Origin of the sequence: Pectobacterium brasiliense (assembly GCF_013449685.1) — a bacterium.
In the GTDB taxonomy this organism is placed as follows: domain Bacteria; phylum Pseudomonadota; class Gammaproteobacteria; order Enterobacterales; family Enterobacteriaceae; genus Pectobacterium; species Pectobacterium brasiliense_A.
Genome location: NZ_JACDSF010000031.1, coordinates 88,105 through 113,623, shown reverse-complemented (window position 1 = coordinate 113,623; position 25,519 = coordinate 88,105). Strand labels below are relative to the sequence as shown.

General features: G+C 52.4%; 27 protein-coding genes. 16 read left to right on the top strand and 11 right to left on the bottom strand.

The genetic code is table 11. The features are described 5' to 3' along the window. Window positions 1-22 precede the first annotated feature (22 nt). Together proC and H0248_RS13765 are read right to left on the bottom strand one after the other, a co-directional pair. Complete coding sequence (gene proC / locus H0248_RS13770; RefSeq protein WP_039285276.1) at window positions 23-844, bottom strand: pyrroline-5-carboxylate reductase; 822 nt, start codon at window positions 842-844, stop codon at window positions 23-25. A gap of 94 nt (window positions 845-938) precedes the next feature. Beyond that, window positions 939-1,652, bottom strand: coding sequence for a YggS family pyridoxal phosphate-dependent enzyme (locus H0248_RS13765; protein WP_180786352.1), 714 nt, complete (start codon window positions 1,650-1,652; stop codon window positions 939-941). A 20-nt stretch (window positions 1,653-1,672) separates the two neighbouring features. Here H0248_RS13765 and H0248_RS13760 point away from each other — a divergent pair, with 20 nt between their 5' ends. Beyond that, window positions 1,673-2,686 carry a type IV pilus twitching motility protein PilT gene (locus tag H0248_RS13760; protein WP_180786351.1) on the top strand — a complete coding sequence of 338 codons (1,014 nt, stop codon included), beginning with the start codon at window positions 1,673-1,675 and terminating at the stop codon, window positions 2,684-2,686. A gap of 27 nt (window positions 2,687-2,713) precedes the next feature. On the opposite strand, the gene H0248_RS13755 is transcribed toward H0248_RS13760, so the two are convergent. Continuing rightward, window positions 2,714-4,285, bottom strand: a complete 1,572-nt coding sequence (locus tag H0248_RS13755; RefSeq protein WP_180786350.1) for a methyl-accepting chemotaxis protein — start codon at window positions 4,283-4,285, stop codon at window positions 2,714-2,716. 343 nt (window positions 4,286-4,628) lie between these two features. Here H0248_RS13755 and nsrR point away from each other — a divergent pair, with 343 nt between their 5' ends. The 3 genes from nsrR to rlmB all read left to right on the top strand — a co-directional run bounded on the left by nsrR (window position 4,629) and on the right by rlmB (window position 8,369). Next, the gene (nsrR, locus tag H0248_RS13750; protein WP_005974824.1) at window positions 4,629-5,054 is read left to right on the top strand and encodes a nitric oxide-sensing transcriptional repressor NsrR; all 426 of its coding nucleotides are present in this window, start codon (window positions 4,629-4,631) and stop codon (window positions 5,052-5,054) included. A 41-nt stretch (window positions 5,055-5,095) separates the two neighbouring features. Next, the gene (gene rnr, locus H0248_RS13745; RefSeq protein WP_180786349.1) at window positions 5,096-7,552 is read left to right on the top strand and encodes a ribonuclease R; all 2,457 of its coding nucleotides are present in this window, start codon (window positions 5,096-5,098) and stop codon (window positions 7,550-7,552) included. 85 nt (window positions 7,553-7,637) lie between these two features. Beyond that, entirely contained in the window at window positions 7,638-8,369 is a 732-nt protein-coding gene (gene rlmB, locus H0248_RS13740) for a 23S rRNA (guanosine(2251)-2'-O)-methyltransferase RlmB (protein WP_040032596.1), read from the top strand. Between the two features lie 76 nt (window positions 8,370-8,445). On the opposite strand, the gene H0248_RS13735 is transcribed toward rlmB, so the two are convergent. After that, window positions 8,446-9,978: a methyl-accepting chemotaxis protein gene (locus tag H0248_RS13735; protein ID WP_180786348.1), complete on the bottom strand. Its 1,533-nt coding sequence runs from the start codon at window positions 9,976-9,978 to the stop codon at window positions 8,446-8,448. Between the two features lie 363 nt (window positions 9,979-10,341). Here H0248_RS13735 and H0248_RS13730 point away from each other — a divergent pair, with 363 nt between their 5' ends. After that, on the top strand, window positions 10,342-10,740 hold the full coding sequence (locus H0248_RS13730) for a DUF350 domain-containing protein (RefSeq protein ID WP_180786347.1): 399 nt from the start codon (window positions 10,342-10,344) through the stop codon (window positions 10,738-10,740). A 62-nt stretch (window positions 10,741-10,802) separates the two neighbouring features. On the opposite strand, the gene bsmA is transcribed toward H0248_RS13730, so the two are convergent. Next, on the bottom strand, window positions 10,803-11,111 hold the full coding sequence (gene bsmA / locus H0248_RS13725) for a biofilm peroxide resistance protein BsmA (RefSeq protein WP_180786346.1): 309 nt from the start codon (window positions 11,109-11,111) through the stop codon (window positions 10,803-10,805). 270 nt (window positions 11,112-11,381) lie between these two features. Here bsmA and H0248_RS22185 point away from each other — a divergent pair, with 270 nt between their 5' ends. Continuing rightward, the gene (locus H0248_RS22185) at window positions 11,382-11,585 is read left to right on the top strand and encodes a hypothetical protein (protein ID WP_240345902.1); all 204 of its coding nucleotides are present in this window, start codon (window positions 11,382-11,384) and stop codon (window positions 11,583-11,585) included. 137 nt (window positions 11,586-11,722) lie between these two features. Here H0248_RS22185 and H0248_RS13715 read toward each other — a convergent pair whose 3' ends face one another. Further along, the gene (locus H0248_RS13715) at window positions 11,723-13,663 is read right to left on the bottom strand and encodes a methyl-accepting chemotaxis protein (protein WP_180786345.1); all 1,941 of its coding nucleotides are present in this window, start codon (window positions 13,661-13,663) and stop codon (window positions 11,723-11,725) included. 293 nt (window positions 13,664-13,956) lie between these two features. Between H0248_RS13715 and yjfP the strand changes: the two genes are divergently transcribed. The 6 genes from yjfP (at window position 13,957) to H0248_RS13685 (ending at window position 16,818) form a co-directional block, all read left to right on the top strand. Continuing rightward, window positions 13,957-14,709 (top strand): esterase, encoded by a 753-nt coding sequence (gene yjfP, locus H0248_RS13710; protein ID WP_180786344.1) that lies wholly within the window; start codon window positions 13,957-13,959, stop codon window positions 14,707-14,709. A 172-nt stretch (window positions 14,710-14,881) separates the two neighbouring features. Then, complete coding sequence (gene rpsF / locus H0248_RS13705; RefSeq protein WP_005974793.1) at window positions 14,882-15,274, top strand: 30S ribosomal protein S6; 393 nt, start codon at window positions 14,882-14,884, stop codon at window positions 15,272-15,274. A gap of 5 nt (window positions 15,275-15,279) precedes the next feature. Further along, window positions 15,280-15,600 (top strand): primosomal replication protein N, encoded by a 321-nt coding sequence (gene priB / locus H0248_RS13700; protein ID WP_015841576.1) that lies wholly within the window; start codon window positions 15,280-15,282, stop codon window positions 15,598-15,600. Window positions 15,601-15,604: 4 nt separating this feature from the next. After that, window positions 15,605-15,832 carry a 30S ribosomal protein S18 gene (gene rpsR, locus H0248_RS13695; protein WP_005974788.1) on the top strand — a complete coding sequence of 76 codons (228 nt, stop codon included), beginning with the start codon at window positions 15,605-15,607 and terminating at the stop codon, window positions 15,830-15,832. Window positions 15,833-15,873: 41 nt separating this feature from the next. After that, complete coding sequence (rplI, locus tag H0248_RS13690) at window positions 15,874-16,326, top strand: 50S ribosomal protein L9 (protein ID WP_010279043.1); 453 nt, start codon at window positions 15,874-15,876, stop codon at window positions 16,324-16,326. A 129-nt stretch (window positions 16,327-16,455) separates the two neighbouring features. Then, window positions 16,456-16,818 carry a DUF488 domain-containing protein gene (locus H0248_RS13685; protein ID WP_180786343.1) on the top strand — a complete coding sequence of 121 codons (363 nt, stop codon included), beginning with the start codon at window positions 16,456-16,458 and terminating at the stop codon, window positions 16,816-16,818. On the opposite strand, the gene H0248_RS13680 is transcribed toward H0248_RS13685, so the two are convergent. Next, window positions 16,815-17,528, bottom strand: coding sequence for a LysM-like peptidoglycan-binding domain-containing protein (locus H0248_RS13680; protein ID WP_180786342.1), 714 nt, complete (start codon window positions 17,526-17,528; stop codon window positions 16,815-16,817). The two genes, H0248_RS13685 and H0248_RS13680, sit on opposite strands and share 4 nt — an antisense overlap. Before the next feature lie 357 nt (window positions 17,529-17,885). Here H0248_RS13680 and fklB point away from each other — a divergent pair, with 357 nt between their 5' ends. Beyond that, window positions 17,886-18,506: an FKBP-type peptidyl-prolyl cis-trans isomerase gene (fklB, locus tag H0248_RS13675; RefSeq protein WP_180786341.1), complete on the top strand. Its 621-nt coding sequence runs from the start codon at window positions 17,886-17,888 to the stop codon at window positions 18,504-18,506. Window positions 18,507-18,591: 85 nt separating this feature from the next. Here fklB and ytfE read toward each other — a convergent pair whose 3' ends face one another. Then, window positions 18,592-19,257, bottom strand: a complete 666-nt coding sequence (gene ytfE / locus H0248_RS13670) for an iron-sulfur cluster repair protein YtfE (RefSeq protein WP_010279034.1) — start codon at window positions 19,255-19,257, stop codon at window positions 18,592-18,594. Window positions 19,258-19,485: 228 nt separating this feature from the next. Between ytfE and H0248_RS13665 the strand changes: the two genes are divergently transcribed. Beyond that, the gene (locus H0248_RS13665; protein ID WP_180786340.1) at window positions 19,486-19,896 is read left to right on the top strand and encodes a DUF2502 domain-containing protein; all 411 of its coding nucleotides are present in this window, start codon (window positions 19,486-19,488) and stop codon (window positions 19,894-19,896) included. Window positions 19,897-19,937: 41 nt separating this feature from the next. Here H0248_RS13665 and H0248_RS13660 read toward each other — a convergent pair whose 3' ends face one another. Continuing rightward, on the bottom strand, window positions 19,938-21,890 hold the full coding sequence (locus H0248_RS13660; protein ID WP_180786339.1) for a bifunctional 2',3'-cyclic-nucleotide 2'-phosphodiesterase/3'-nucleotidase: 1,953 nt from the start codon (window positions 21,888-21,890) through the stop codon (window positions 19,938-19,940). Between the two features lie 204 nt (window positions 21,891-22,094). Between H0248_RS13660 and cysQ the strand changes: the two genes are divergently transcribed. Next, window positions 22,095-22,835 carry a 3'(2'),5'-bisphosphate nucleotidase CysQ gene (cysQ, locus tag H0248_RS13655; RefSeq protein ID WP_180786338.1) on the top strand — a complete coding sequence of 247 codons (741 nt, stop codon included), beginning with the start codon at window positions 22,095-22,097 and terminating at the stop codon, window positions 22,833-22,835. A gap of 146 nt (window positions 22,836-22,981) precedes the next feature. Here the strand turns inward: cysQ and H0248_RS13650 are convergent, their stop codons facing one another. Then, window positions 22,982-23,551, bottom strand: a complete 570-nt coding sequence (locus H0248_RS13650; protein WP_180786337.1) for a YtfJ family protein — start codon at window positions 23,549-23,551, stop codon at window positions 22,982-22,984. 346 nt (window positions 23,552-23,897) lie between these two features. On the opposite strand from H0248_RS13650, the gene H0248_RS13645 reads away from it, so the two are divergent. Further along, window positions 23,898-24,104 carry a DUF1107 domain-containing protein gene (locus H0248_RS13645; protein ID WP_005974755.1) on the top strand — a complete coding sequence of 69 codons (207 nt, stop codon included), beginning with the start codon at window positions 23,898-23,900 and terminating at the stop codon, window positions 24,102-24,104. Between the two features lie 59 nt (window positions 24,105-24,163). Here the strand turns inward: H0248_RS13645 and H0248_RS13640 are convergent, their stop codons facing one another. Next, on the bottom strand, window positions 24,164-25,489 hold the full coding sequence (locus tag H0248_RS13640; protein WP_180786336.1) for a hemolysin family protein: 1,326 nt from the start codon (window positions 25,487-25,489) through the stop codon (window positions 24,164-24,166). Window positions 25,490-25,519 lie beyond the last annotated feature (30 nt).

The window sequence follows — 25,519 nt, the reverse complement described above, 5'->3', positions numbered from 1 at the left end:
AGAATCGGGGAACCCGCGGTGGTTAAAAAAGCGTTTCCATTTCCTGTGCGCGAGCAATTGCCGCCTGCATGGCCTCGGCCACGGTTTGCGTCAACTGCTGTTCGTTAAATACCCGCAGAGCTTCTGCCGTGGTGCCGCCCTTAGAGGTAACATTCTCCCGCAGGGTCGACAGCGGCGTATCCGGATTGGCTTCAACCAGCGCGGCAGCACCTGACGCGGCCTGTTGCACCAGCAAGCGAGCTGTTTCCTGGCTGAACCCCTGACGGATGGCTTCCTGCTGCATCGCTTCCATAAACAGGAAGAAATAGGCCGGTGCGCTGCCCGCCGCGGCGATCACGCCGTTGATACCTTGCTCGCTATCCACCCAGCAAATTTTACCGACGCTCTGCATCAGCTGTGCCGTGAAATCTTTATCAGCCTGACTGACGGAGGCGGGGGCATACATTCCGCTCATGCCTTTGCCGACCAGAGACGGCGTGTTTGGCATAATCCGCACGATATTCAGCGGTTCGCCCAGCAGCGCCTGAAAACGCGCGACGTTGATGCCTGCGGCAATAGACAGCACCAGCTTACCGCTGAAATTGACCTGTTCACGCAACGGTTCGCAAACCGTTGCCATCATCTGCGGTTTGACGGCCAGCACAATAACGTCCGCTTCCTGAGCGCAGCGGACATTGTCCGCACTGCTGATCACGCCATACTGTGCAGCCAGCGCATCGCGATTCTTACCCGAAGGCGCGCAGACGCTGATGTGTTGAGCGGGATAACCGCCGTTGACTAATCCGGCGATAATGGCCTGCGCCATGTTTCCGGCACCAATAAACGCTATTTTACGTTGTTGCATCTGCATTATCGCTAATCACCTGTTCCGTTTGTATTCTGTCAAAGATGACGTGCCGTTCAGCGCGTACTCCTATTTATGGATCTTTTACTGACAGTTAGGCGTTTTTGACTGAATAGTCGCGCGCGCCAAAGATTGCCGTACCAATGCGCACCATCGTGCTGCCGGCGCTAATCGCCGCGCGCATGTCGTCCGTCATCCCCATAGAAAGTGTATCAATATGCGGATAATTTGCGGACAACGTTTGCAACAGCGCGGCCATTTGTTTGAAAACAGCCAACTGCTTCTCGTAATCGGTTTCCGGTGCCGGAATCGCCATCAGGCCACGCAGACGCAGGTTGGGCAGTGCGGCGACGCTGGCGGCAAGCTCTGCTAATTCATCCACCATAATGCCTGATTTGCTCGGTTCGCTGCTGATATTAATCTGCAACAGAACGTTTAATGGTGGCAAGGTGGTCGGGCGCTGTTCGCTCAGACGCTGCGCGATGCGCAGACGATCCACGGTGTGAAACCAGTCAAAATTCTCGGCCACCAGTCGACTTTTATTTGACTGTAGCGGGCCGATAAAGTGCCACTCCAACGGTGTGTCTGGGTGGTTTTTCTGGAAATAATGGATCTTCTCCACGCCTTCCTGGACATAGTTCTCACCAAACGCCCGTTGCCCTGCCGCAATCGCTTCTTCGATCGCGCTCACAGGTTTGGTTTTACTGACTGCAAGTAGCGTAATTTCTTCTGGTGCCCGTGCGCAATGCGCTGCGGCGGTGGCGATTTGCTGCCGGATGTCCTGTAGATTCTGCTGGATTATCGTCATGGTTATTCAGGAGGTTATCTATGGAGTTGGATGAGTGGATGGCGCGTAGTGTAAAACATAATGCCTCGGATCTGCACCTTTGTAGCGGTCACCCGCCGGTGCTGCGTGTGGACGGGCGGCTACAGCCTGAAAATACCTTACCACGTTTAACGTCGGATCAGGTGGCACAATGGTGCGATGCCTGGCTTGAACCCGCTCAGAGAGAGCAATTGCGGCAGGCTGGGCAGGTGGACGGGGCATTAATGCTGCCCGATGGACAACGCCTGCGGGTGAATGTATTTCGCCAGCGGGAAGGGCTGTCTGCGGCGCTGCGTATTATCCCGTCCGTTCAACCTTCATTGGCGACGCTACAGGCACCCCCCGTTCTCTCGACGCTGCTGGAGAAACCGAACGGTCTGATCCTGATTACCGGTGCGACGGGGAGCGGCAAATCCACGACGCTGGCGGCCATGCTTGGGGCGTTAAACGACAGCAGCGATCGCCATGTGATTACGCTGGAGGATCCGATCGAATTTATCCATGCCAGCCGACGTTGCCTGATTCAACAGCGGGAGATGGGTGCGCACAGTGCGTCCTTTGCGCAGGCGCTACGGGCCGCATTGCGGGAGGATCCCGATGTCATTCTGCTGGGCGAATTGCGCGATACGGAGACGATTCGGCTGGCGCTGACGGCGGCGGAAACCGGCCATCTGGTGTTGTCGACGCTGCATACACGTAGTGCATCGCAGGCGGTCGATCGTCTGATTGACGTCTTTCCCGGTGAAGAGAAAGCCTATGTTCGTAGCCAGTTAGCTACCTGTTTGCAGGCCGTGGTGACGCAAAAATTATTACCCGCCGTTCAAGGTGGCCGAATTGCGCTTTATGAAGTGCTGACGGCGACGGCGGCGGTCAGTAACCTGATTCGGGAAGGGAAAACGCACCAGCTTCCTAGCCTGATTCAAACCGGAGCCGCTGCAGGCATGCAAACGTTCGAGCAAAGCTACCAGCAGCGCTGTCGGGATGGGCTTATTTCACACCGTTTTAGCGCTGGCTGAGCACAGGCGGTGCAATCCATCAGTAGATTAGGAAAGTCGAGGCTCGACCTGAAACAGTGCCATAGACCGCATGAGTTGTTGAGACTGCTGTTCCAACGACTGTGTCGTCGCCGATGAGGCTTTGACGAGCTGCGCGTTGTGTTGAGCGACCTTATCGATCTGTGTGAAGGCGACGTTAACCTGCTCAATACCGCGATGCTGTTCTTGCGTGGCGGTGGAGATATCCCGCATCAATTGCGTAATACGGATGATTTCGTCGGTCACTTCGTCCATGGTTTCACCCGCTTTAGAGGCTAATTCAAGCCCTTCTGACACGCGCGTCTGGGAATCCAAAATTAATGCACGAATCTCTTTTGCTGCATGCGAACTATGCTGCGCCAGATTGCGTACCTCTCCGGCGACGACAGCAAAGCCTCTGCCTTGTTCGCCTGCGCGAGCGGACTCAACGGAGGCGTTCAGTGCCAGAATATTGGTCTGGAATGCGATGCCGTCAATGACGCTGAGAATGTCATTGATGCGCTTGGCGCTGGTGGCGATCTCCTGCATTTTTTCAATGACGTAACAGACAGACTCGTTACTGCGGTTGCTGGTGTTCGAGACATTATTGGCAAGCTGATACGCGAGTTCCGCGTGATCGGCATTGAGTTTCACCGTCGCGCTCAATTGCTCCATGCTCGCAGCCGTCTGTTCCAGTGCAGCAACGGATTCTTCGGTGCGTTGGGAAAGCTGAGCGTTTTCTTCAAACAGTTCGCGGCTACCGAGATCGATTTGCGTGCTGGCATCGCGCACTTGACTGACCGACTCCAGCAGCGCACCCTGCATGCGGCCGATAGCATCATTGAGTCGACCCAGTTCGTTGTCTCCCCCTTGCATCAGGCGGCGGGTCAAATTACCGGCAGCAACCTGCTCCAGTTGCTCAATGGCATAGTCCAGCGGCTTGAGCAGCATGTGTCGCAGTGCGACCCAGGCTAATGCCACCAGCGTGATAGACAGCAGGCAGGCGATGGCAATGAGCAACAGCATGATGCGCTCGTTGCGCTCGGACTGTGCCAGACCCTGTTCGGAAAGCTCTTGGGCATATTGACGGAAATTCTGGATTGATAAATCAAAGGCTTCACTCAGCGGGCCGAGCTGTTTTTCCAGAACGTCATAATATTCGTCGGTATACTGTTTTTGCAGTGCACTTAGCATCGGGGTCATGCCCTGCTGAAAATAGGCCTGATAGGTTTTCAACACGTCCTGCGCCAGCGCTTGCTGTTTAGGATCGGCATTGGCCGATTGGATCACGCGTTCAATATCTTCCTGCGATTGGCGAAGATGCTTCTCTACGCCCCCGGTTTCCTTGGTTCCGTCGTCCAGCAAACCGATTTCGATCTTTCTGACGGCGAGCGTTGCCGAGGCACGTGCGCTGAGCGTCTGGTTATAGCCGCTCATCAGGTTGCCCAGCTCAATGCCCTGAATCTGGTTTTGTGCTGTCAGCGTTTCCCTGTCTTTCTTAATCGCAACCACGCCCATGCTGCTGACGATAAGCAGCAACAGGGTGGTTAATAGCAATAACGTTAATAAGCCGGTACGAATAGAAATATTTTTCAACCTCATGGTGTCCTTTTCCTTACGCCGCCTTCGTCGGTGATAAACCAGTCATCACTGAGTGTAGTATGTGTCACTAAAGAGAATACGTTATCTGTGTTGCGGTGAGATAAAATTAAAAAGCTATGGCAGACGTGAAAAGGATTGGGCAAGAAGAGCGTAGCCAAGAGGCCTCCCGCAACACAGGCTTTTCTCACACTGGTTTCTCTCAACGCAGGTTTCTCTCAACGCAAAGGGTATAAATAATTAGCCGTAGCGTTTACGCCTGGTTTATTATCTGTTAATAGCGTTGGTTTTTCAGGGGCGTACTCAATACGCCAGTCAATGATACCCAGAGGTATCCGAGGTTTATGTGCAGTTAACAAGTTTTACGGATTATGGTTTGCGGGCGCTGATTTATATGGCATCGCTGCCGAGCGGGAAAATGACCAGCATTTCGGAAGTCACGGAAGTGTATGGCGTGTCCCGTAATCATATGGTCAAAATTATCAATCAACTTAGTCGTGCTGGGTTGGTGATGGCCGTGCGTGGCAAGAATGGCGGTATCCGTCTAGGGAAACCGGCAGAAACCATCCGAATTGGCGATGTGGTGCGCGAATTGGAGCCGCTCACACTGGTTAACTGTAGCCATGAATTTTGCCACATTACGCCGGCCTGTCGCTTAAAGCAGGTGCTTCAACAGGCAGTACAAAATTTCCTGCATGAGCTGGATCAATACACGCTAGCTGATATGGTCAAAGAAAACCCACCGCTTTATAAATTATTGTTGGTTGAATGAGTTTTGTTCAGCCTCCTGCTGATGACAACGGAGGAACCGCAATGTCACAAGATCCATTCCAGGAACGAGAAGCAGAAAAATACGAATCTCCCATCCCCAGTCGTGAATATATTTTGGCGCACATCGCCAAGCGCGATACCCCGATTAGCCGAGAAGAATTAGCCGCCGACCTGCAATTAACCGGAGAAGACGCTCTCGAAGCGCTGCGCCGTCGCCTGCGTGCGATGGAGCGTGATGGTCAGCTTATTTTTACCCGCCGTCAGTGCTATGCCTTGCCGGAAAAACTCGATCTGCTGCGCGGTACGGTCATTGGTCACCGCGATGGTTTCGGCTTCCTGCGCGTGGAAGGCCGCAAAGACGATCTTTATCTGTCGGCCGAAGAGATGAAACGGGCGATTCACGGCGATGTAGTGCTGGCACAGCCGCTGGGTGCGGATCGTAAAGGGCGTCGTGAAGGGCGCATTGTGCGCGTGCTGGAACCGCGTACCGGACAAATTGTCGGCCGCTATTTTGTCGATGCCGGTGTTGGGTTCGTGGTGCCGGATGACAGCCGCCTGAGCTTCGATATTCTGATCCCGAAAGAAGAAATTAACGGTGCCCGTATGGGCTTCGTGGTGGTGGTTGAGCTGACGCAACGCGCCACACGCCGCACGAAAGCGGTGGGTAAGATCGTCGAGATCCTCGGTGACAACATGGGTACCGGGTTGGCGGTGGATATCGCCCTGCGTACCCATGATATTCCGCACACCTGGCCACCTAAAGTGGAAGAGCAGGTGAAAGATCTCTCCGAAGAGGTGCCGGAAGCCGCGAAAAAAGGCCGTGTGGATCTGCGTAAGTTGCCGCTTGTCACCATTGACGGCGAAGATGCGCGCGATTTCGATGACGCGGTGCACTGTGAACCGAAACGCGGCGGTGGCTGGCGCTTATGGGTTGCGATTGCGGATGTGAGCTATTACGTTCGGCCAAATACGCCGCTCGACCATGAAGCGCGGGCGCGTGGTACCTCGGTGTACTTCCCGTCGCAGGTGGTGCCGATGCTGCCGGAAGTCCTGTCGAACGGGCTCTGTTCGCTTAACCCGCAGGTCGATCGCCTGTGTATGGTCTGTGAAATGACCGTTTCGGCACAGGGTAAGCTGTCGTCCTATAAGTTCTATGAAGCGGTGATGAGTTCACATGCGCGTCTGACCTACACCAAAGTGTGGCATATTCTGCAAGGCGACGCCGAGCTGCGCGAGCACTACAAGCCGCTGGTCGGTGGATTGGAAGAGCTGCACCGGATGTACAAGGCACTTGAACACGCGCGTGAAGTGCGTGGCGGCATCGCGTTTGAAACGGAAGAGGCGAAGTTCATTTTCAACGCTGAACGCCGTATCGAGCGTGTGGAAGCGGTGGTGCGTAACGATGCACACAAGCTGATCGAAGAGTGCATGATTCTGGCGAATATCTCCGCCGCGAAATTTGTGGAGAAAAACGAAGAGCCAGCGCTGTTCCGTGTGCACGATCAGCCGAGTGAAGACCATGTATTAGCCCTGCGTAGCGTACTGGGCGAACTGGGGCTGACGCTGAAAGGCGGAATGAAACCACAGCCGAAAGATTACGCAGAATTGATGAACGAGTTGGCTGACCGTCCCGATCGGGAAATGCTGCAAACTATGCTGCTGCGTTCAATGAAGCAGGCGATTTATGACCCAGAGAACCGAGGCCACTTCGGTCTGGCATTAACGTCTTACGGCCATTTCACGTCACCGATTCGTCGTTATCCTGACCTGTCGCTGCACCGCGCGATTAAGTATCTGCTGAGCGATCGTCATGAGCGCTGGACGTCAACGGGCGGCTGGCATAGTGACATTAACGAAATGCTACAGCTGGGTATGCATTGCTCGATGACGGAGCGCCGTGCGGATGAAGCTACGCGTGACGTTGCGGACTGGCTGAAATGCGACTTTATGCAGGATCACGTGGGTGAGGTCTTTACGGGGATTATCGCCAGTGTGACCGGTTTTGGCTTCTTCGTACGCCTGAAAGATTTGTTTATCGATGGGCTGGTGCACGTTTCCACGCTGGATAATGACTACTACCGCTACGATAATATCGGCCAGCGGCTGATCGGCGAATCACGCGGGCAGGTTTATCGTCTGGGTGATGAAGTCGAAATTCGTGTTGAAGCTGTTCATATGGATGAGCGCAACATTGATTTCGCGCTGATTTCCAGCACGCGTAAGGTGCGTGGCGAAGGTAAAACGGCGCGCGACCGTGTGAAGAAGCCGGAGTCGCGTGAGGCCAAACCAGCTCGACGTCGTCGCAGCGCCAGTAAAGCGCCGGCAAACTTTGAGCCGGATGCCGCATTCCGCAAAGAAGGCGATAGCAACGCGAAATCGGATAAGCCAAAAGCCAAGCCGAAAAAGAACCGCGATAAAGCGAAAAAGAACGCGGAAAAAACGCGTAAAATTGCCGCCGCGACGAAGGCTAAACGAGCAAAGAAGAAATCTGAGGAATAACGAACGGCTTGACGTTGTAGAGGCTTCGGTCTCTACAACCCGCAAGACGAATGTTATCTCGCTTTACACAATTTGAAGAGTATCAATGAGCGAAATTATTTACGGTATCCACGCGGTTAAGGCACTGCTTGAGCGCGATCCACAGCGTTTTCTGGAAGTCTTTATTCTGAAAGGACGCGACGATCGTCGCCTTCAGTCCGTTATTACGGAGCTGGAAGCGCAGGGCATCGTCATTCAAGTGGCGAATCGCCAATGGCTGGATAAGCAGGCTGAAGACGCGGTGCATCAGGGGATCGTAGCGAAAGTCAAAGAAGGGCGGAAATATCAGGAAAACGATCTGCCTGCGATGTTAGACAATTTGGAAACGCCTTTCCTGCTGATATTGGACGGTGTGACTGATCCACACAATCTGGGCGCTTGCCTGCGTAATGCGGATGGGGCTGGCGTGCACGCGGTGATTGTGCCACGCGATCGTTCCGCGCAACTGAATGCGACGGTGAAGAAGGTGGCCTGTGGTGCGGCAGAAACTGTACCGGTTATTAGCGTGACCAATCTTGCCCGTACGATGCGCCTGTTGCAGGAGCGTAATATCTGGATCGTCGGCACGGCGGGTGAAGCGGATCATACTTTATACCAAAGTAAGCTGACCGGGCCGCTGGCGCTGGTGATGGGCGCGGAAGGGGAAGGGATGCGTCGTCTGACTCGTGAACACTGCGATGAACTGATCAGTATTCCGATGGCGGGCAGCGTGTCTTCACTGAATGTCTCTGTTGCTACTGGCGTGTGTCTGTTTGAAGCCGTTCGCCAGCGCGCATAATTGCCGTCGCTATCAATAATAACGAGGTGCCATCAGGCACCTCGTTGATTTTTTTGGTTGGTGTTCTAAATAGTGCTTATGCAGCAGATGTCAGTCTGCGAACCTCGTGTTGCGAAGGCTGTAAAAGCCGGAAGACGGAAACGGCGTCAGACAGCACGATCGCCTGCTGTTCCAGCGACTGAGCGGCAGATGAGGATTGCTCCACCAGCACGGTGTTTTGCTGTGTGTTCTGATCCATTTCTATAATAGCCCGACCAACCTGAGAAATGCCGCGATGCTGTTCGTCAGACGCGGTAGTAATATCTTTCATAATGGCGTGGACCTGCGTCACTGACTGGACAATCCCTTCCATTGTTTTTCCCGCGCCATTAACGAGTGCTGCACCGTTATTGATCTGTGAAACTGATTCGGCAATGAGCGTGTCGATCTCTTTGGCGGCCTGCGCGCTACGCTGTGCCAGATTGCGCACTTCGCTGGCGACAACGGCGAAACCACGTCCTTGTTCACCGGCTCGTGCTGCCTCTACTGCAGCATTAAGCGCCAGGATATTGGTTTGAAACGCGATGCTGTTGATCATTGAGGTAATTTCAGCAATGCGGTGGGAGCTTTGCGCGATATCGTGCATAGTGTGGACGGCTTTAGAAACCTGCTCTCCCCCTTGATTCGCGGTATCAGAAGCATCCATAACCAGTCGGTTGGCCTGATGGGCGTTATCCGCATTCTGTTTCACCGTTGACGTCAGCTGTTCCATACTGGCGGCGGTTTCTTCCAGTGCAGCGGCCTGTTGCGTTGTGCGAGAAGAGAGATCGGTGTTACCGGCAGAAATTTCCCCAGCGGCATAGGAAATCTGGTTCGCGCTGAGGCGAATTTTATCAATCATACTGTGCAGGTTGCTGTTCATCTGCCCCATGGCTGAAATCAACTGGCCTAATTCATCATGACGATCGTTGTGAAGCTGCATAGTGAGATCGCCTTCCGCAATCGCGCGGGTGGCATGTAACGCCTGATGCAACGGGCGTACGATCTGCCGCGAGATAAGGATGGCCGTGGTCAGACCGAGTATGATGGCAATCAGCGTAATCACGCCCAATTGTATGTCGCTGCTAATGACGTTATGGCCCGCGCGGCTTTCTTCCGTGAAGTAAAGCTTATTGATGTTTTCCTGCAATCCTGCCATCTGCTCGTTCAATTCACTGAGTCGCTGTTGGCTGACATCCGGGCTCATCACCTGCTGGCGCTGTGAAATATAAGCGTTGAGTGACGCACTGATATCCTGAATGGCGCTTTTATCTTCCGCTGGCCAATAGCCCGTATCGATCGCTTTCAGCAGCGCGGACAGCTCTTCCTTAATGTTACCGATCGCACTGTCGTGCTGTTCCAGATACTGTGCTTTACGTTCTAGCGCATAACCAAAGTTGCCTTCTCGCGCGACCACGGTCTTGTCATACATGGCGCCAAGACGGCTGATGCGTTTTAACGATTGGTCGCTATTGTGTAATCCGTAAAAGCCGACCATAGAGAGGATGACTCCCATGATGAGCAATAAACCAAACCCTACCAATAACTTGCGCGTTACAGACAGGTTTTGAAATGACATCCAGCGCAGCATAAACCTCTTCCTTTCGTTCATTAATTATTTACCGTCATGGCAGGTCAATAACGGATTAGTTGTTGTGTGTTTGCATAAAAAACAGGTGATGAATGTGAAACAGGCACCTATCTGACTGATAAAAAATGCCTTATCTGTTATCGGCATTTCAGGCGCAATGCTTATCTATTTTCTTAAAAAATGTGAGCAGACTCGCGTGGATATGAAGGTTGAGGGATAACGCGCTCCGCTGGGGCTTCTGCGTTGTTTATCACGTAAAGTCATGTATAAACGCTTTGCTATGCAAGAATCATCTATATTCTTCATGCTTCCTCTTATTTATTGCTGATGCGCCAACGGGGCTCATTTAAAAGGAATATCGCTATGCCTATTGTTACGTCGCTACTCGCTTTCGCTTCCTATTTCTTTATCGGGTTTGCCATGGTGCTGACCTTTCTGTTTATCTACACCCGCATCACGCCGCATGATGAGTGGGCGCTGATTAAAGAAAACAACGCTACGGCGGCTATTGGGTTTGGTGGGGCGTTAATTGGCTATGTGATCCCGCTTTCCAGTGCGGCGATTAATTCGGTGAGTCTGGTCGATTATATCACCTGGGGCGCAGTCGCGCTGGTGGTGCAATTACTGATTTATTTCGCGGTGCGCCTGTATATGCCGCGCCTCAGCCAGCATATCCAGAATAATGATGTCGCCACTGGTGCCTTTCTCTGTGCCGCCTCGCTCAGTGGCGGGATTCTGAATGCGGCGTGTATGTCGTATTAATTTGCCGTTGCAGGACAATACCGGGAATCCGCCCGGTATTTTTTACAACCTGCCCCACAGATTCAGCGATACAGCACGGCGCGCGCAAACCACATGCTGGGGAGCGTGGCAGCCTCGGATTTCATTACAATCACATAATAATGTGCACCAGAGGCATCGGCTTTTTGTTGAAGGGCGCGATCCACATCATCTGCGTTTCCGCGCATGCTCACCGAAATCGTCCCCATTTTTTCCAGCGTGCTGGCTTGCGCATAGCGAATTTCAAGCGCTTTCTCCGCAGGCGGCGGTGGCGCGACAGGCTGACCTTGTATGATCTGGCAGCCGGACAGCATCAGTATTAGGGGTAAGAAAAGTATCCGTACGATGTTCATCGTTTCAGCCTGACAGGAGTAGATAGCGGAAGTGTAGCGCTATCGTCGGGCCGATGGCATTCTCTTTAACAGGGAAGCTGTTCAATTTTTGGAAGGAGTCTGATCTGTGCGTATGCCGAGCCTTCATTACATGAATTAGATTCGATCTATCAGCAGTGCCGTGAGCGGGGGAAGGATAGCCCGGTCGCGCTGCCGTCTGAAAACGACTGGTTCTGGACGTTAAACAACGATGATAAAGCCATCGCGCTTGTTTATTTGAATGAACAGGCGATGAATCGCTGTACCGGCAGTGAGGGGGATAAACTGGCGATAAAAGCATTCCATTTGGCGGTGGAAGGCGAGCGGGATTTCCTGGATTCGCTCATTGCGGCGCGGACAACGACGTTGAAGCCCTTGCAGCAGCAATGGATAGCCTCGCATCGCGATGAACTTAATCGACTCGGCAAACAAGCCGGATTGCCGTGTTCGATCTGATGGTGGAACAGACGCCGCTGTGCCCGTAGCAAGTGGTGGCCATTGCACAATATCTGCAACACGATGACTGATAAGAGAGGCCGCTTTTGTGTAGCGCGATTAAAATAGCGACACAAAAGCGGGTATTTTACTGGCGGTTAAATACGGAAGACGCTAACCAGCTCGCTGAGGTGGTGGCCTTTCTGGCGCAGGCTATGTGCCGTGTCTTCCGAATTGTTGACCAGAATGGCGTTTTCCTGTGTTGCCTGACCAATCTGTACAATCGCGATGTTCACCTGGCTGATACCGGCGGACTGCTCGCGTGAGGCGATATCGATATCGTTCACGATGGTGCTGACTTGCAAGATGCGGTTACGCAAGTCGTCCATTACCGCCTGCGTTTTTTCTGAGAAATGATAACCTGCTTCGATTTTCTCCAGTGATTCATCAATCAGGGTTTCGATCTCTTTCACCGCGGTGGAGCTGCGCTGTGCCAGCGCCCGCACTTCAGCAGCAACCACGGCGAAACCTCGGCCGTGTTCACCTGCGCGAGCGGCTTCTACCGCGGCATTCAGTGCCAGAATATTGGTCTGGAAAGCGATAGATTCGATTACCGTCGTGATATCAGCAATTCGCTGCGATGAGTTCTTGATGTCGCTCATCGTAGAAACGGAGTCGGTGACGGTCTGGCTGCCGTTTCGTGCTGCGGCGGCGCTCTGCTCTGCCAAATCTTTGGCGGCGGAGACGTTATCGGCGTTCTGCTTCACGCTGGCGGAGAGTTGCTCCATGCTGGCCGACGTCTCTTCGACGCTACTGGCCTGACGGGCAATCTGCTCGCTGATATTTTCGCTATCGGCAGCCAGCGCATCGGTGCTGGCACTGATTTCTTCGGACGAATTTCTCACCTGCGACACAATGGTCGTTAGCCCTTGTCCGATGCCGTTAATGGCATCGATCAGGCGGCCAACTTCGTCGCTACGGTTGCTGGAAAGCGTAGCGGTCAGGTTACCGGCAGAAAACTGTTCCGCCACTTTGACGATTTCAACCAGCGGCTGGCTCAACCATTTGCGCGTCAGTACGACAAAGAATCCAGCGAAGATCAGAACCAGAATAATGCCGCCGCCTAAAAACAAGTTACGGGTGTGATTAATGTCTGCCATCAGGCTTTCTTTGCTCACCGTACCTGCAACAATCCAGTTCCACTGCGGAATACTGCGGTACACCATGATTCGGGTTTTCTCTTCGCCCGTCATCGTGTTGTTGTCGTATTCGATCGTACCATTACCGGTTGCCAGCACTTTCTCTAACGCACCTTCTGACCAGTCAGGGCGTTGGTTGGCATTGCTTTGGTGGTAAAGATAGTTGCCCGCATCCTTTCCTTTTTTCGTGCTAAGTACAAAGAAATGGCCAGTTTCACCCATTTTCTTGTTCAGGATAGTTTGCTGCATCTCGGTAAATTGCTTCGTGATGTCGACACCGACGAACAGAATACCGATCACCTTGTTTTCACTATCGCGTATTGGTTGATACTGGGTGACGTACTGTTTACCGAACAGTGTGGCTAACCCGCTGTAGGTGTCGCCTTTCATCACTGGCGCATAGGCCGGACTTTCATGATCGAGTTTGGTGCCCATCGCGCGCGACCCATCTTCTTTTTTCAGTGATGTGGCAACACGCGTAAAATCCTCTCCATCGCGGACAAAAATTGTTGAAATTGCGTGAGTACGACTCAAAAAGTCGTCTGGCACTTCGGTGTTGAGGTTCAATACCGTATCGCCAGCCTTAAGCGTTGGGTGAGAGGTGTTGCCAAAAGGCGTGGGGTTAACCGTATCCAGTGAAAACCGCGTCGGCAGAAAGCTCGCCAGTAGCCGCGTATAGTTGCTAACCTCGGCTTGTAGGCTGGTATCGTACATGTTGATCATGTCGGTGACGCCATTCACCTGGCTCTGCATGTCGTTAAGGGTCAGGGCTTTGAGCTGATTGCCTGCTGATCGAGTGAGGGATAGGGTGAATGCAATGAAAAGTATCGCCACGCTCAGTGAAGCGATAACGGATAGCTTGATACCCAGGCCCCAGTGTTTAAAAGGAAGTCCCAACATATGTGTGTCTCTTATAATAAAAAAGGTTATTTTTTAGTCTTGCTTCACAGGCGTTAACGGCAGTAAGTGAAAAAAAATTAATCACGGAGTGTAAACATTCATTTCAATTATTGATCTATATCAATGTATTTTTTTATTTACATAAATACGCCAATTAAACCAGCATGGAATCAGTGACGACACAGAGATAAGAAAATGGCTGTGAGTGGGTTATCGTAAAAGGCCATTCTCTTTCTGCTAAATACGATTTCGCTACATAAGAATAGACTGACAGAACAGAAAACGAGGGAAATATGGTCGAAATGTCACTGGATAAACTCGGTAGTGGTATTGAAACGATTCACGCGGCCCCAGCGGGAAGGAGAGATCAGCCTTTACCGACGATTTTTTTCTACCATGGTTACATGTCGTCAAAAGAGGTGTACTCGTATTTTGGTTATGCGTTGGCTCAGGCTGGATTTCGGGTGATTTTGGCCGATGCGGCCATGCACGGTGCGCGCTATGACGGGGATGACGCACGGCGGTTGCGCCACTTCTGGGATATTCTGCAATCGAATATTGAAGAACTCCCCGGCTATGTAGCGGAATATCGCCAACGTGGCCTGATCGACGGTGAACGGATTGGTGTTTGCGGTGCGTCGCTCGGTGGAATGAGTGCGCTTGGGTGTATGGCGCGTTATCCCTGGATTACCGCAGTGGCGGCGTTTATGGGATCGGGCTATTTCTCTACGCTATCGTCCGCGCTGTTTCCCCCGGTTCCGGCTGATAGCGAGGAAAATCAAGCGGTGTTACAGACGTTAGCGAGCAAACTGGCGGATTATGATGTCACTACGCGTCTGGATGCGTTGTCCGATCGACCGCTGCTGGTATGGCATGGTGAGGCGGATGATGTCGTGCCGGCGGCAGAAAGCGCCCGTCTTTATCAGGCATTACAGGCGCGTGATAAACTGGCTAATCTGACGTATTTGACCGAACCGAGCGTGGGGCATCGCATTACGCCAACGGCGCTGCAGGCGGGCGCTGATTTCTTCCGGCGGACACTGTAATCCTGTTTGAATATCGCCATGCGGAAAACGCCTGTGTTTCTTCCTTGTGTTCTTTAATGTCGTGCACTATACTTGCGCGTCATTTTTTCAGCCGCACACATACACGTTCCTTGCCTCCACGGGCCGCGGTTGACCCAGACAGGAGGCTGAATAATCCGTAAGGAGCAATTCGATGCGTCATTACGAAATCGTATTTATGGTTCATCCTGACCAGAGCGAACAGGTTCCGGGCATGATCGAGCGTTACACTGCTACCATCACTGGTGCGCAGGGCACGATCCACCGTCTGGAAGACTGGGGCCGCCGTCAGTTGGCTTACCCGATCAACAAACTGCACAAAGCTCACTACGTTCTGCTGAACGTTGAAGCGCCGCAGGAAGCGATCGATGAGCTGGAAACAAACTTCCGCTTTAACGATGCCGTTATCCGCAGCATGGTTATGCGCGTTAAGCACGCGGTAACTGAAGCATCTCCAATGGTGAAAGCGAAAGACGAACGCCGTGAGCGTCGTGAAGATTTCGCTGAAGCTGGCGATGATGTGGATGCAGGGGATTCTGAAGAGTAATTGTTGTGGTGACGGTGAATCGTCTGGTGTTGTCCGGCACAGTGTGCAAGACGCCCATTCGTAAAGTCAGCCCGTCAGGTATTCCTCACTGTCAGTTTGTGCTTGAGCACCGCTCGACACAGGAGGAGGCCGGATTGAGTCGGCAAGCATGGTGTCGTATGCCCGTGATTGTCAGCGGACTCTCGTCACAAGCAGTTACCCACAGTATAACGGTCGGCACGCAACTTACCGTGCACGGATTTATTAGCTGCCATCAAGGGCGCAATGGTCTGAGCAAGATAGTGTTACATGCCGAGCAGATTGAATTGATAGATTCTGGAGACTAGCCACATGGCACGTTATTTCCGTCGTCGCAAATTCTGCCGTTTCACCGCGGAAGGCGTTGTAGAGATTGATTACAAAGATATCGCTACGCTGAAAAACTATATCACTGAAAGCGGCAAGATTGTTCCGAGCCGTATCACCGGTACTCGTGCAAAATACCAGCGTCAGCTGGCCCGCGCTATCAAGCGTGCGCGTTACTTGTCTTTGTTGCCGTACACTGACCGTCATCAGTAATCGGCCACTGTCCATTAACGAGACTTTGAGAGGATAAAGTAATGCAAGTTATTCTGCTTGATAAAGTAGCAAACCTGGGCAGCCTGGGTGATCAGGTAAACGTTAAAGCGGGCTATGCTCGTAACTTCCTGGTTCCACAGGGCAAAGCTGTCCCGGCAACCAAGAAAAACGTTGAGTTCTTCGAAGCACGCCGTGCTGAACTGGAAGCCAAACTGGCTGACGTTCTGGCTGCTGCTGAAGCTCGCGCTGCTAAGATCAAAGAACTGGGTAGCGTTACCATCGCGTCTAAAGCAGGCGACGAAGGTAAACTGTTCGGTTCCATCGGTACTCGCGATATCGCTGATGCGGTAACGGCTGCCGGTGTTGACATTGCTAAGAGCGAAGTTCGCCTGCCGAACGGCGTTCTGCGTACTCTGGGTGAGCACGAAGTGAGCTTCCAGGTACACAGCGATGTCTTTGCTGAACTGAATGTAGTTGTTGTTGCTGAAGCGTAATTCACGTTTATCGTTGAATTAACTCTTTAGTTAACATGTGAAACGCTGGCCTTGTGCCAGCGTTTTGCATTTTAGGGATCGGGAAATGACCTATCATTACCTATACCTAAAAAGCAGGCCGGAGGCCGCATGTCTGACTTGATTCATCTCATCCGTGTTTATGACGCGCACGCCCCTTTCTCTCCCCATACTTTTCTGATTGACCGCCTGTGGCCGCGTGGCATCGGCAAAGTGCGTCTGGAGGGCGTTGAGTGGTTTAAAGACATCGCGCCGAGCAGCGAGTTGCGGAAATGGTTTCACGCCGAACCTGAACGCTGGGCGGAATTTGTGGATTATTATCGTAATGAGTTAGCGCAGGGCTCGGCGTGCGGCAGGCTATTGGCGTTACTTGAAGAGAAGCAGGCAATCACGCTGCTTTATGGCAGCAAAGACGCGCAGCACAACCATGCTATCGTCCTGCGCGATTTTCTATTGGAACGGCTGGCTCGCTAGCGAGTGCGCGTAAAGGCACCGTCCGCCCCGCGGGTAAACCGAATCGTCTGGTTCGCCGTGGTTTCGATCTCCAGCTCGGCGACCATGCCTTGTGCATTCAGCTGTAATTTAACTGCCTGACCTGCCCGTAAATTGCTGAGCGGTTTATCCCGGCCCTCCACCTGAGCCATCGCGAACACATCGCTGACAGGCAGATTGTTATCGCGAAAGAGCTGGGCCAGCGTTTGCCCTGAGGCGATCTCATACTGTCGCCACGGTGCTGATGATGACGTCGGAGGCTCGGTAGCCGCAGGCCGCTGCTGGGGTATGGAAGGCTGGTTTTCAATAATCACGGCTTGCATCGCTGCCTGATTATCTGCCTGCGTAAGAGGTACGGGCGTGGTACGGGCTGGCTGCGGATGTTGGGCGCTGTAAGGCCAGAGCAGCACGACGAGCAGCAGTGCGATAGCGATTAAAATCCCGCGGCGATGGAAGAACGGCAACGGTTCCATCCAGTGATAACCGTCAGGCAGATGCCAGACTTTCTGTAGCATGGCACCAAGACGCTCACGCAGGGAAGGAGACGGCAGTTGTTCCTGCTCTTCGCGTTCTCCGTCATTTTCTACGATTGCAGCATGTGAGGACTGCCGCTGGATGATTCGCTGGCAGAAGCGTACTAGCGTTTGATAATCCCAGGTGGTTTTCCGCTTCCTGGGCGCAATTCTGCCCATGGTGACCTCTCTTACTACAGTTCAGTATAAAAACAATCAGTATAAAAATGACGTCACTAACAACGCTATACCAGTCACTACGCTATACCAGTAGCTACGCGGCGTCGGCATAAAAACAGTATCAGAATAATAACGCAATCCAGTATAACGATAATCCGCATGGGCTGACCAGTTAACGCGTTGATGATTAAGGCAACCCGTGTGATAGCAACATCAGAACTACCAGTATAGGCCCCGCTTCCTTGAATGGCTTGGCTGGCGTGTGGTTAACGTGGTTACTTGCACACAGGATTTTACCCCAATCCCCGTCGCTGTTATGCTGCGCTTTCAGTTTTTTACAGATTAAAAGGAACATCCATGACAAATCCTTCTTTTGATAGCGTCGAAGCGCAGGCAAGTTACGGCATCGGCTTACAGGTTGGTCAACAGTTACAGGAATCAGGTCTTGAAGGCCTGATCCCAGAAGCTCTGCTTGCTGGTTTACGTGACGCGCTGGAAGGTAATGCGCCTGCGGTGCCTGTGGATGTGGTTCATCGTGCGTTGCGTGAAATTCACGAGCGTGCTGATGCGGTACGTCGCGATCGCCAACAGGTGCTGGCGGTAGAAGGTCAGCAGTTCCTGGCCGAAAACGTGCAGAAAGAAGGCGTGAACAGCACGGAATCGGGTCTGCAATTCCGCGTGTTGACGCAGGGTGAAGGGTCGATCCCAGCTCGTCAGGATCGCGTTCGTGTGCATTACACTGGTCGTTTGATTGACGGCAGCGTGTTCGACAGCTCCGTCCAGCGTGGTCAACCTGCTGAATTCCCAGTAAGCGGCGTGATTCCAGGCTGGATTGAAGCGCTGACGCTGATGCCAGTGGGTTCCAAGTGGGAACTCTATATTCCGCACAATCTGGCGTATGGCGAACGTGGCGCGGGTGCTTCCATTCCGCCGTTCAGCGCGCTGATTTTTGAAGTGGAACTGCTGGAAATTCTGTAATCTCCAGACAAAAGAAAGGCGCTCACTGAGCGCCTTTTTTGTTTCTACTTAAATTGTTTTTAATTACTTTTTTATTGAAATGACATTACTCACCGCGCAGCGCGCGTGGGAACAGCAAATTGTTTTCCAGATGGATGTGTTCCATCAGATCGGTAATGAATTCGTTGATACCGGAATACAGCGCACGCCAGGTATTGCAGGCACCTTCCGGTGGTACGACACCGTTGGTCAGTTCTTTGACCACTTCCACATCACGTCCAGCGTCATCGTGCTCATGCTCCATCACTGAAATCGGTGCGGCAGCATTCGCGCCCATTCCCTGACTGATCATCGGGAAGAGGATGCGTTCTTCTTTCATCATATGCTGAGACAGCTCGTTATAGATGGCGGTCAGCTGGTTTGCGAGGCCGTGCGGGCAGTCGGCTTTATCGTGATGCACGCGCTCGACTTTTTCTGCCATCAGAATCAGCTCTGGCAGCTGTTCGCGGTGGCGATCGTGAAAGCGAGGGATGATGTACGCGATAATGTCGGCCAGCGGTGCTTCACGCCAGTCGCGCGCGTCAGAAGGCTGCGCGGCCAGTTTTTCTAGCTGTGCTTCCAGCTCGTCGATATTGAGATCTTTTTTGCCCGCCGCGCGGCTGAGCGTTTGCTTTCCGCCGCAGCAGAAGTCCAGATTGAGTTCACGAAAGAGTTTGGTCGCGCGCGGAATAGCGATAGCCAACTCACCCAGGGATTGATCGCGGTATGCCATGATGATGCCTCTCAACGAATGCAGTTTATAAATTGCATTTTAAATACATCTTTAATCATTGGATATACCGCTTACGAGGTAGGCGGTAAAAAGCATGCTGTGCTGACTCGTAGATAAAACGTTAAGAACGGTAAAATCAGGAAAATAAGTATTTATCTGATAGTGACGTAGGGGAATTCCCCGTATATCTCTGTCAGGCCGCAGTCGCGGTGAGCAAGGAGTTACCCTATGTTTAAGCCATTCGTCATCAGTGCCCTGTTTGTAGGAATGTTTGCGGTCATGCCAGCGCCAGAGGCTAAGGGAGCCAGCATCGATCTGATGCCCGGCGTCACATTGAATATCGGCGAGCGTGACAGACGAGGTAATTACTGGGATGGCTATGACTGGCGCAGTGAGCGCTGGTGGCAGGAGCACCGAGGTTACCATCGTGGTGAACGTAATCAGCACGGTTACTATTGGGATGGCTGGCGCTGGCGCGATGCCCGCTGGTGGCATGAGAGTCAGCGCGACAGGCGCTATTATGATCAGCGCCGCTTTGATCCCCCTCGCTACGTGGACGATCGCGGTGAGTGGGACAGACGCGGGCATGAGCGGGGGAAGGGGTACTATCGCAATGGGCGGGGATCGTTTCGCGACTAGCGGATAAAAAAGCGCCGCGAAAGGGCGGCGCAGGTTCACCTTTATTTAGCGTGTTGCAGGTCAAGGCGATAAACCGCAAAGCCTGTTTCATCATTGCCGACGGACGTCATCGGGTACTGGGCTTTCTCTTTGATAAACGCTGTGGCTTTTTCAGACGGCGACGTTTCAAAACGGATATCCAGCGGTGTCTCGCTGACAATAGGCGCCAGGCGCCAGTTGTTATCCGCCTGCGGTTTCACTTCTCCCGATTTTTGCGTTTCCGCGCTGATGTAGGCCGCCAGAACGGAGCGGTTTTCATCCGGTGATGCAAAAGCCACATATTTCTCACCCGTACCGGCAAATTTCTCGCCGTAGGCGCGGTAGTTGTTGGTGGCAATCAGGAAGGTCGCTTTGGGATCGATCGGTTTGCCATTAAACGTCAGCCCTTTGATACGGTGCGATTTATCGTTAATTAACGCGCATTCGTTGTCATAGCGAGCAGGCTGCGTCACATCAATCTGATAATTGACGCCATCAATCACGTCGAAGTTATAGGTGCGGAAGCCGTCCCAGTTGAGCAGAGATTGTGGTTCACGCTTGCTCGGATCGATTTGTTTGAACTGACCCGCAGAGCATTCCAGCCACTCCTGTACCTGCTGCCCGTTAACTTTCACCACCACCAGCGTGTTCGGGTAGAGATACAGATCGGCAGCGTTACGGAAGGTGAGCTGGCCTTTTTCCACTTCGACATAGCTGGCAGGATCGTTTTTACGCCCACCGGCTTTAAACGGCGCGGCGGCGGAAAGTACCGGCAGATCGGCCAGGTCGGGATCGCCCTGAATAAAGTGTTCCACATAGGCGCGCTGAGCATTGTTGACGATCTGCACCGTAGGATCGTCCTGAATCAGCGACAGGTAGCTATACATGTTGTCTGCGGATTTACCAATCGGTTTGCTGACAAATTCGCGCGTATTCTGGTGCGCATCGGACAGCACTTTCACCAGCTTGTCGTCTTCCGCCGCCAGAGATTTCTTCTGCGCTTTGTCATAGATCGGTCTGGCTTCCGCTTTCGCCTGTTCTACCTTCCATGTGCCGCTGTCATTATTCAGCGTGAAATCGACGACGCCGAGGTGGTCACCCCATTGCCCCGGCATCACTGCAGGCACACCGTTAAGCGTTCCCTGTTTGATGTCAGCGCCCTTGATGTTCGCAAAGTCATTGCTGGGGAAAACCGCATGAGCATGGCCGAACATGATCGCATCGACCCCAGGAATTTGGCTGAGGTAGTAAACAGAGTTTTCCGCCATTACTTTATACGGTTCGGCAGAAAGGCCGGAGTGAGGGATAACGATCACCAGATCGGCACCTTGCTTACGCATTTCAGGCACCCACTTTTTGGCACTCTCCGTGATGTCTTCTACGGTGACTTTTCCCGTCAGATTGGCTTTATCCCACACCATGACCTGCGGCGGGACAAAGCCAATATAGCCGATGTGCAGGGTATGCTGTTTGCCGTCGCGATCCGTAACCGATTTGTTTTCAATGTGGTAAGGCGTAAATAGCGGTTTGCCTGTTTTGGCATCCAGCACGTTGGCGTTCACATAAGGGAATTTCGCGCCGGACAGCGCCTTGTGCAGGTAGTCTAGTCCATAGTTGAATTCGTGGTTACCGATGTTGCCGACGGAATAATCCAGCGTGTTCATCGCCTGATAAACCGGGTGCACGTCGCCCGCTTTCAGCCCCTTCGCGGCCATGTAATCGCCTAACGGGCTGCCTTGGATCAAATCGCCGTTGTCCACCAGCACGCTATTGGTGGCCTGCTCACGCGCGGCGTGAATCAGGCTGGCGGTACGCACCAGACCAAACTTATCGGTTGGCGCATCCTTGTAATAATCGAAGTCCATCATATTGCTGTGCAGATCGGTAGTTTCCAATACCCGTAGATCAACAGTAGCGGCATGAACGGTCGTGGCGACCAGCGTAGCAAGCAGGCTGAGTGCCAGTGAATGCTTCATTGCGTAACTCCTTGTGAGGTAATTATCGACGCGTGAGGCGATCGGGGGTGTCTTTCATATCATGATGAAGTTAAAGTGATTATCGTCTCTAAATGCTGAGGATGACATCAATAATGGCAATAATCGTAGATTGCCTCACAGATGTATAATGAATGACAGAGATGAAGTCTGCGTTACGTGTAACCGATAACGACGAGGTCGATCATGTTAGAAACTGTTTGCCAACTGGCTCGCGATGCTGGTGCTGCGATTATGCAGGTTTACGAAGGGCAACATCCTGTCGATGTTGCGCACAAGAAAGATGACTCACCGGTGACGGCTGCCGACCTTGCGGCGCATCGCGTTATTAAGGACGGGCTGGCTGCGGCGTATCCTGACATTCCTTTGCTGTCAGAGGAAGATCCGCCGGAGTGGGAAATCCGTCGGCACTGGCAGCGCTATTGGTTGGTTGATCCACTGGACGGTACCAAAGAGTTCCTTAGCCGCAATGGTGAGTTTACGGTGAATATTGCGCTGATCGAGAACGGTCAGGCTGTGCTGGGCGTGGTGTATGTGCCGGTCACCGACGTGATGTATTCTGCGGCGGACGGCAAAGCCTGGAAAGAAGAGAACGGCCAGTGTCGGCAAATTACGGTGAAGCAGGTACATCCGCCGCTGGTGGTGGTTAGTCGCTCTCATGCTGATAGTGAACTGAAAGATTATCTTAGCCAATTGGGTGAGCATCAGACGGTGGCGATTGGGTCATCGCTAAAATTTTGTCTGGTGGCGGAAGGCGAAGCACAGCTTTACCCGCGCTTCGGGCCGACCAACATTTGGGATACGGCCGCGGGTCATGCGGTGGCGGTGGCTGCCGGGGCGCAGATTCACGATTGGCAAGGGCGCCCGCTGTCCTACACGCCGCGTGAATCCTTCCTCAACCCTGGTTTTCGCGTCTCCCTGTTTTAACTGCTTTAGTGCGATGGCTCATATTATTGAGCGCTTAAGCATATTTTTAGGAGAAACACGGTGATGAGGTTCCCGTAGGGGTGCCTCACGCCGTGGTCGCTCCGTGTATCTCGGTTTTAATAACGTCAAATAGTAGAGTTATCGTCCTATTTCTCTTCCAGCAACTGGCGCAGCAGGGACATCACCTGCTGCACTTCCTGTCCGCTCAACGCGCCATCCTTCACGAAACGGATTTTCCCTTGTTTATCCAGCACCGCGATAGCTGAGCTTTGCGGTTGTAGCTGCCAGGTCTTCCGTACGTTGCCGTTACTGTCGACAATGAATTGCGACCACGGGAAGGCTTTCTTGTTGTCCTCCAGACTACTGCGCACAAACATGCTGGTGCCTATGATGGCATCGTCGGTATTCACGATTGTCGTCGTTTGGTAATAATCATGCGGTAGGTTAGCGGCTTTCAGTGCAGAGATGAGCGGATCGTTCATCTCTTTGGCAGAGGTGCGGCCAGCAATATGTTGTATCACTCGCACTTTTCCAGGTAATTGCGCACTGTTCCAGTTTTTATAACTAAACTGATTATTAAGGTGCTGAAGTTCTCCTCTGTCTGCGACGCCGACGGGGGGAACCAATTGGTTGAGTACCAGCATATGGGCTAAGGTTGGGAGCCCCAGCAGAGGCGTGATAGAGAGCGCGAGGAGCAAGTGGCGTATTTTTATCATGGTATGTCCTTCAGTGTGGGGCTCGATGCGATGGCAATGAGGGGAAATATCGGGCTATGAAATAAGCGTAGATTCAGGAAACGGGTCTGTCCTGCTCCGAGATAAAACGGTTTGTGCCCGAGTGCACAAAACCCTTATTTTTGAAGGTTTATACTCATGGCTAGGGGTTTCCTTAAACACTACTCTGTAAAAATCTGTAAAAGCAGTTAAGAATACTGAATAGTGGGGAACTAAATGCCGTTTTATAGTACTAATTAGTCGTATCCGTTATCTCATTAGCGCTCCAGAACCTCGGCCATGTTGGCAAAAGGGAGAGCGTAAAAAAATAAAACGGGAGAGTAAAACGATGAGGATCTTCGAACGTTACAATCCTTTAAAAGTTGCCAAGTATGTGAAAACCCTGTTTCGTGGGCGGCTGTACATAAAAGGGGTTGGTGCTTTTGAGTTCGACTACGGCAAAATTCTACTGCCAAAGAAACAGGATAAGCAGCATCTTCTGGTGATGTCCGAAGTGAATCGCCAGGTCATCCGGCTTCAGGCCGAGATGGGATAAGTGATAAAGAAACGGCCCGTAGCGGGCCGTTCTGGTTTGTTGAATATGTCTTCTGGCGGTTAATCGTCGCTATCAATCTTCACGCTTGATGAGACAATCGGGCGGTCTTCCAGACGCGTCACCAGCAGCTGATCGATCTTGTAGCTGTCGATATCCACCACTTCAAATTTATAGCCTGAGAAGCGCACCGCATCGGTACGTTTCGGGATTTTTCGCAGCGTATACATCATGAAACCGCCGATGGTTTCGTAATTGCCAGAATGCGGGAAATCATCAATATTCAGCGCCCGCATCACGTCTTCTATTGGCGTACCGCCTTCAACCAGCCACGAATTCTCATCGCGCGCGACAATCTGTTCTTCCATTCCCTGACCGACGAGATCGCCCATCAGCGTGGTCATCACGTCGTTAAGGGTGATGATGCCGACGATCAGCGCGTATTCATTCAGAATAACGGCGAAATCTTCGCCCGCGGTTTTAAAGCTTTCTAAGGCTTCGGACAGCGTCAGTGTATCTGGGACGATCAGCGCTGGACGAATCTGCACGCCGCTGCTTAGCGTCAGGCTCTGGTTTCCCAACACCCGAATCAGCAGGTCTTTGGAATCCACATAGCCGACGATCTGATCGATCGTGCCATCGCAAACCAGAAACTTGGAATGCGGCTGCTGGGCGATCTTTTCCTTAATACTGTCTTCCTGTTCGCGCAGATCGAAATAGACTACGCTTTCGCGTGAGGTCATCGAAGACGGCACGGTACGGGATTCCAGCTCAAACACGTTCTCGATAAGCTCATGTTCCTGCTTACGCAGTACGCCAGCCAGCGCACCGGCTTCCACCACAGCATAAATATCATCGGATGTGATGTCATCTTTACGCACCATCGGCAGCTTGAGCAGGCGGAAAATGACGTTAGCTAGGCCGTTAAATACCCAAACCAGCGGGCGGAAAAGTAATAGACCGAAGCGCATGGGGTTGATTATGCGTACGGCAACGGCTTCCGGCGCAATCATACCAATGCGTTTCGGGGTGAGGTCGCCAAACAGGATGAACAGACTGGTGACGAGTACGAATGAGCAGATGAAACTGACTTTATCTGCGGCTTCGGGTGACATGAAGCGTTCAAACAGTATGGAAAACGTCGGGGAAAATGCCGCATCGCCGATGATACCGGCCAGAATCGCGACGGCGTTGACGCCAATTTGAATCACGGTAAAGAAGATGCCGGGTGTTTCCTGAAACTTGAGCACCAGATCGGCGTTGAGGTTTCCCTCATCGGCCATCAATTTGAGTTTAATTTTACGGGATGCCGCCAGCGAGATCTCAGAAATCGAGAAAAACGCACTGATGGCAATAAGAAAAAGAATCAGTAATAGACTGTTTAACATAGTTTTTACTTTAGGTAAGTTTTTGCATAA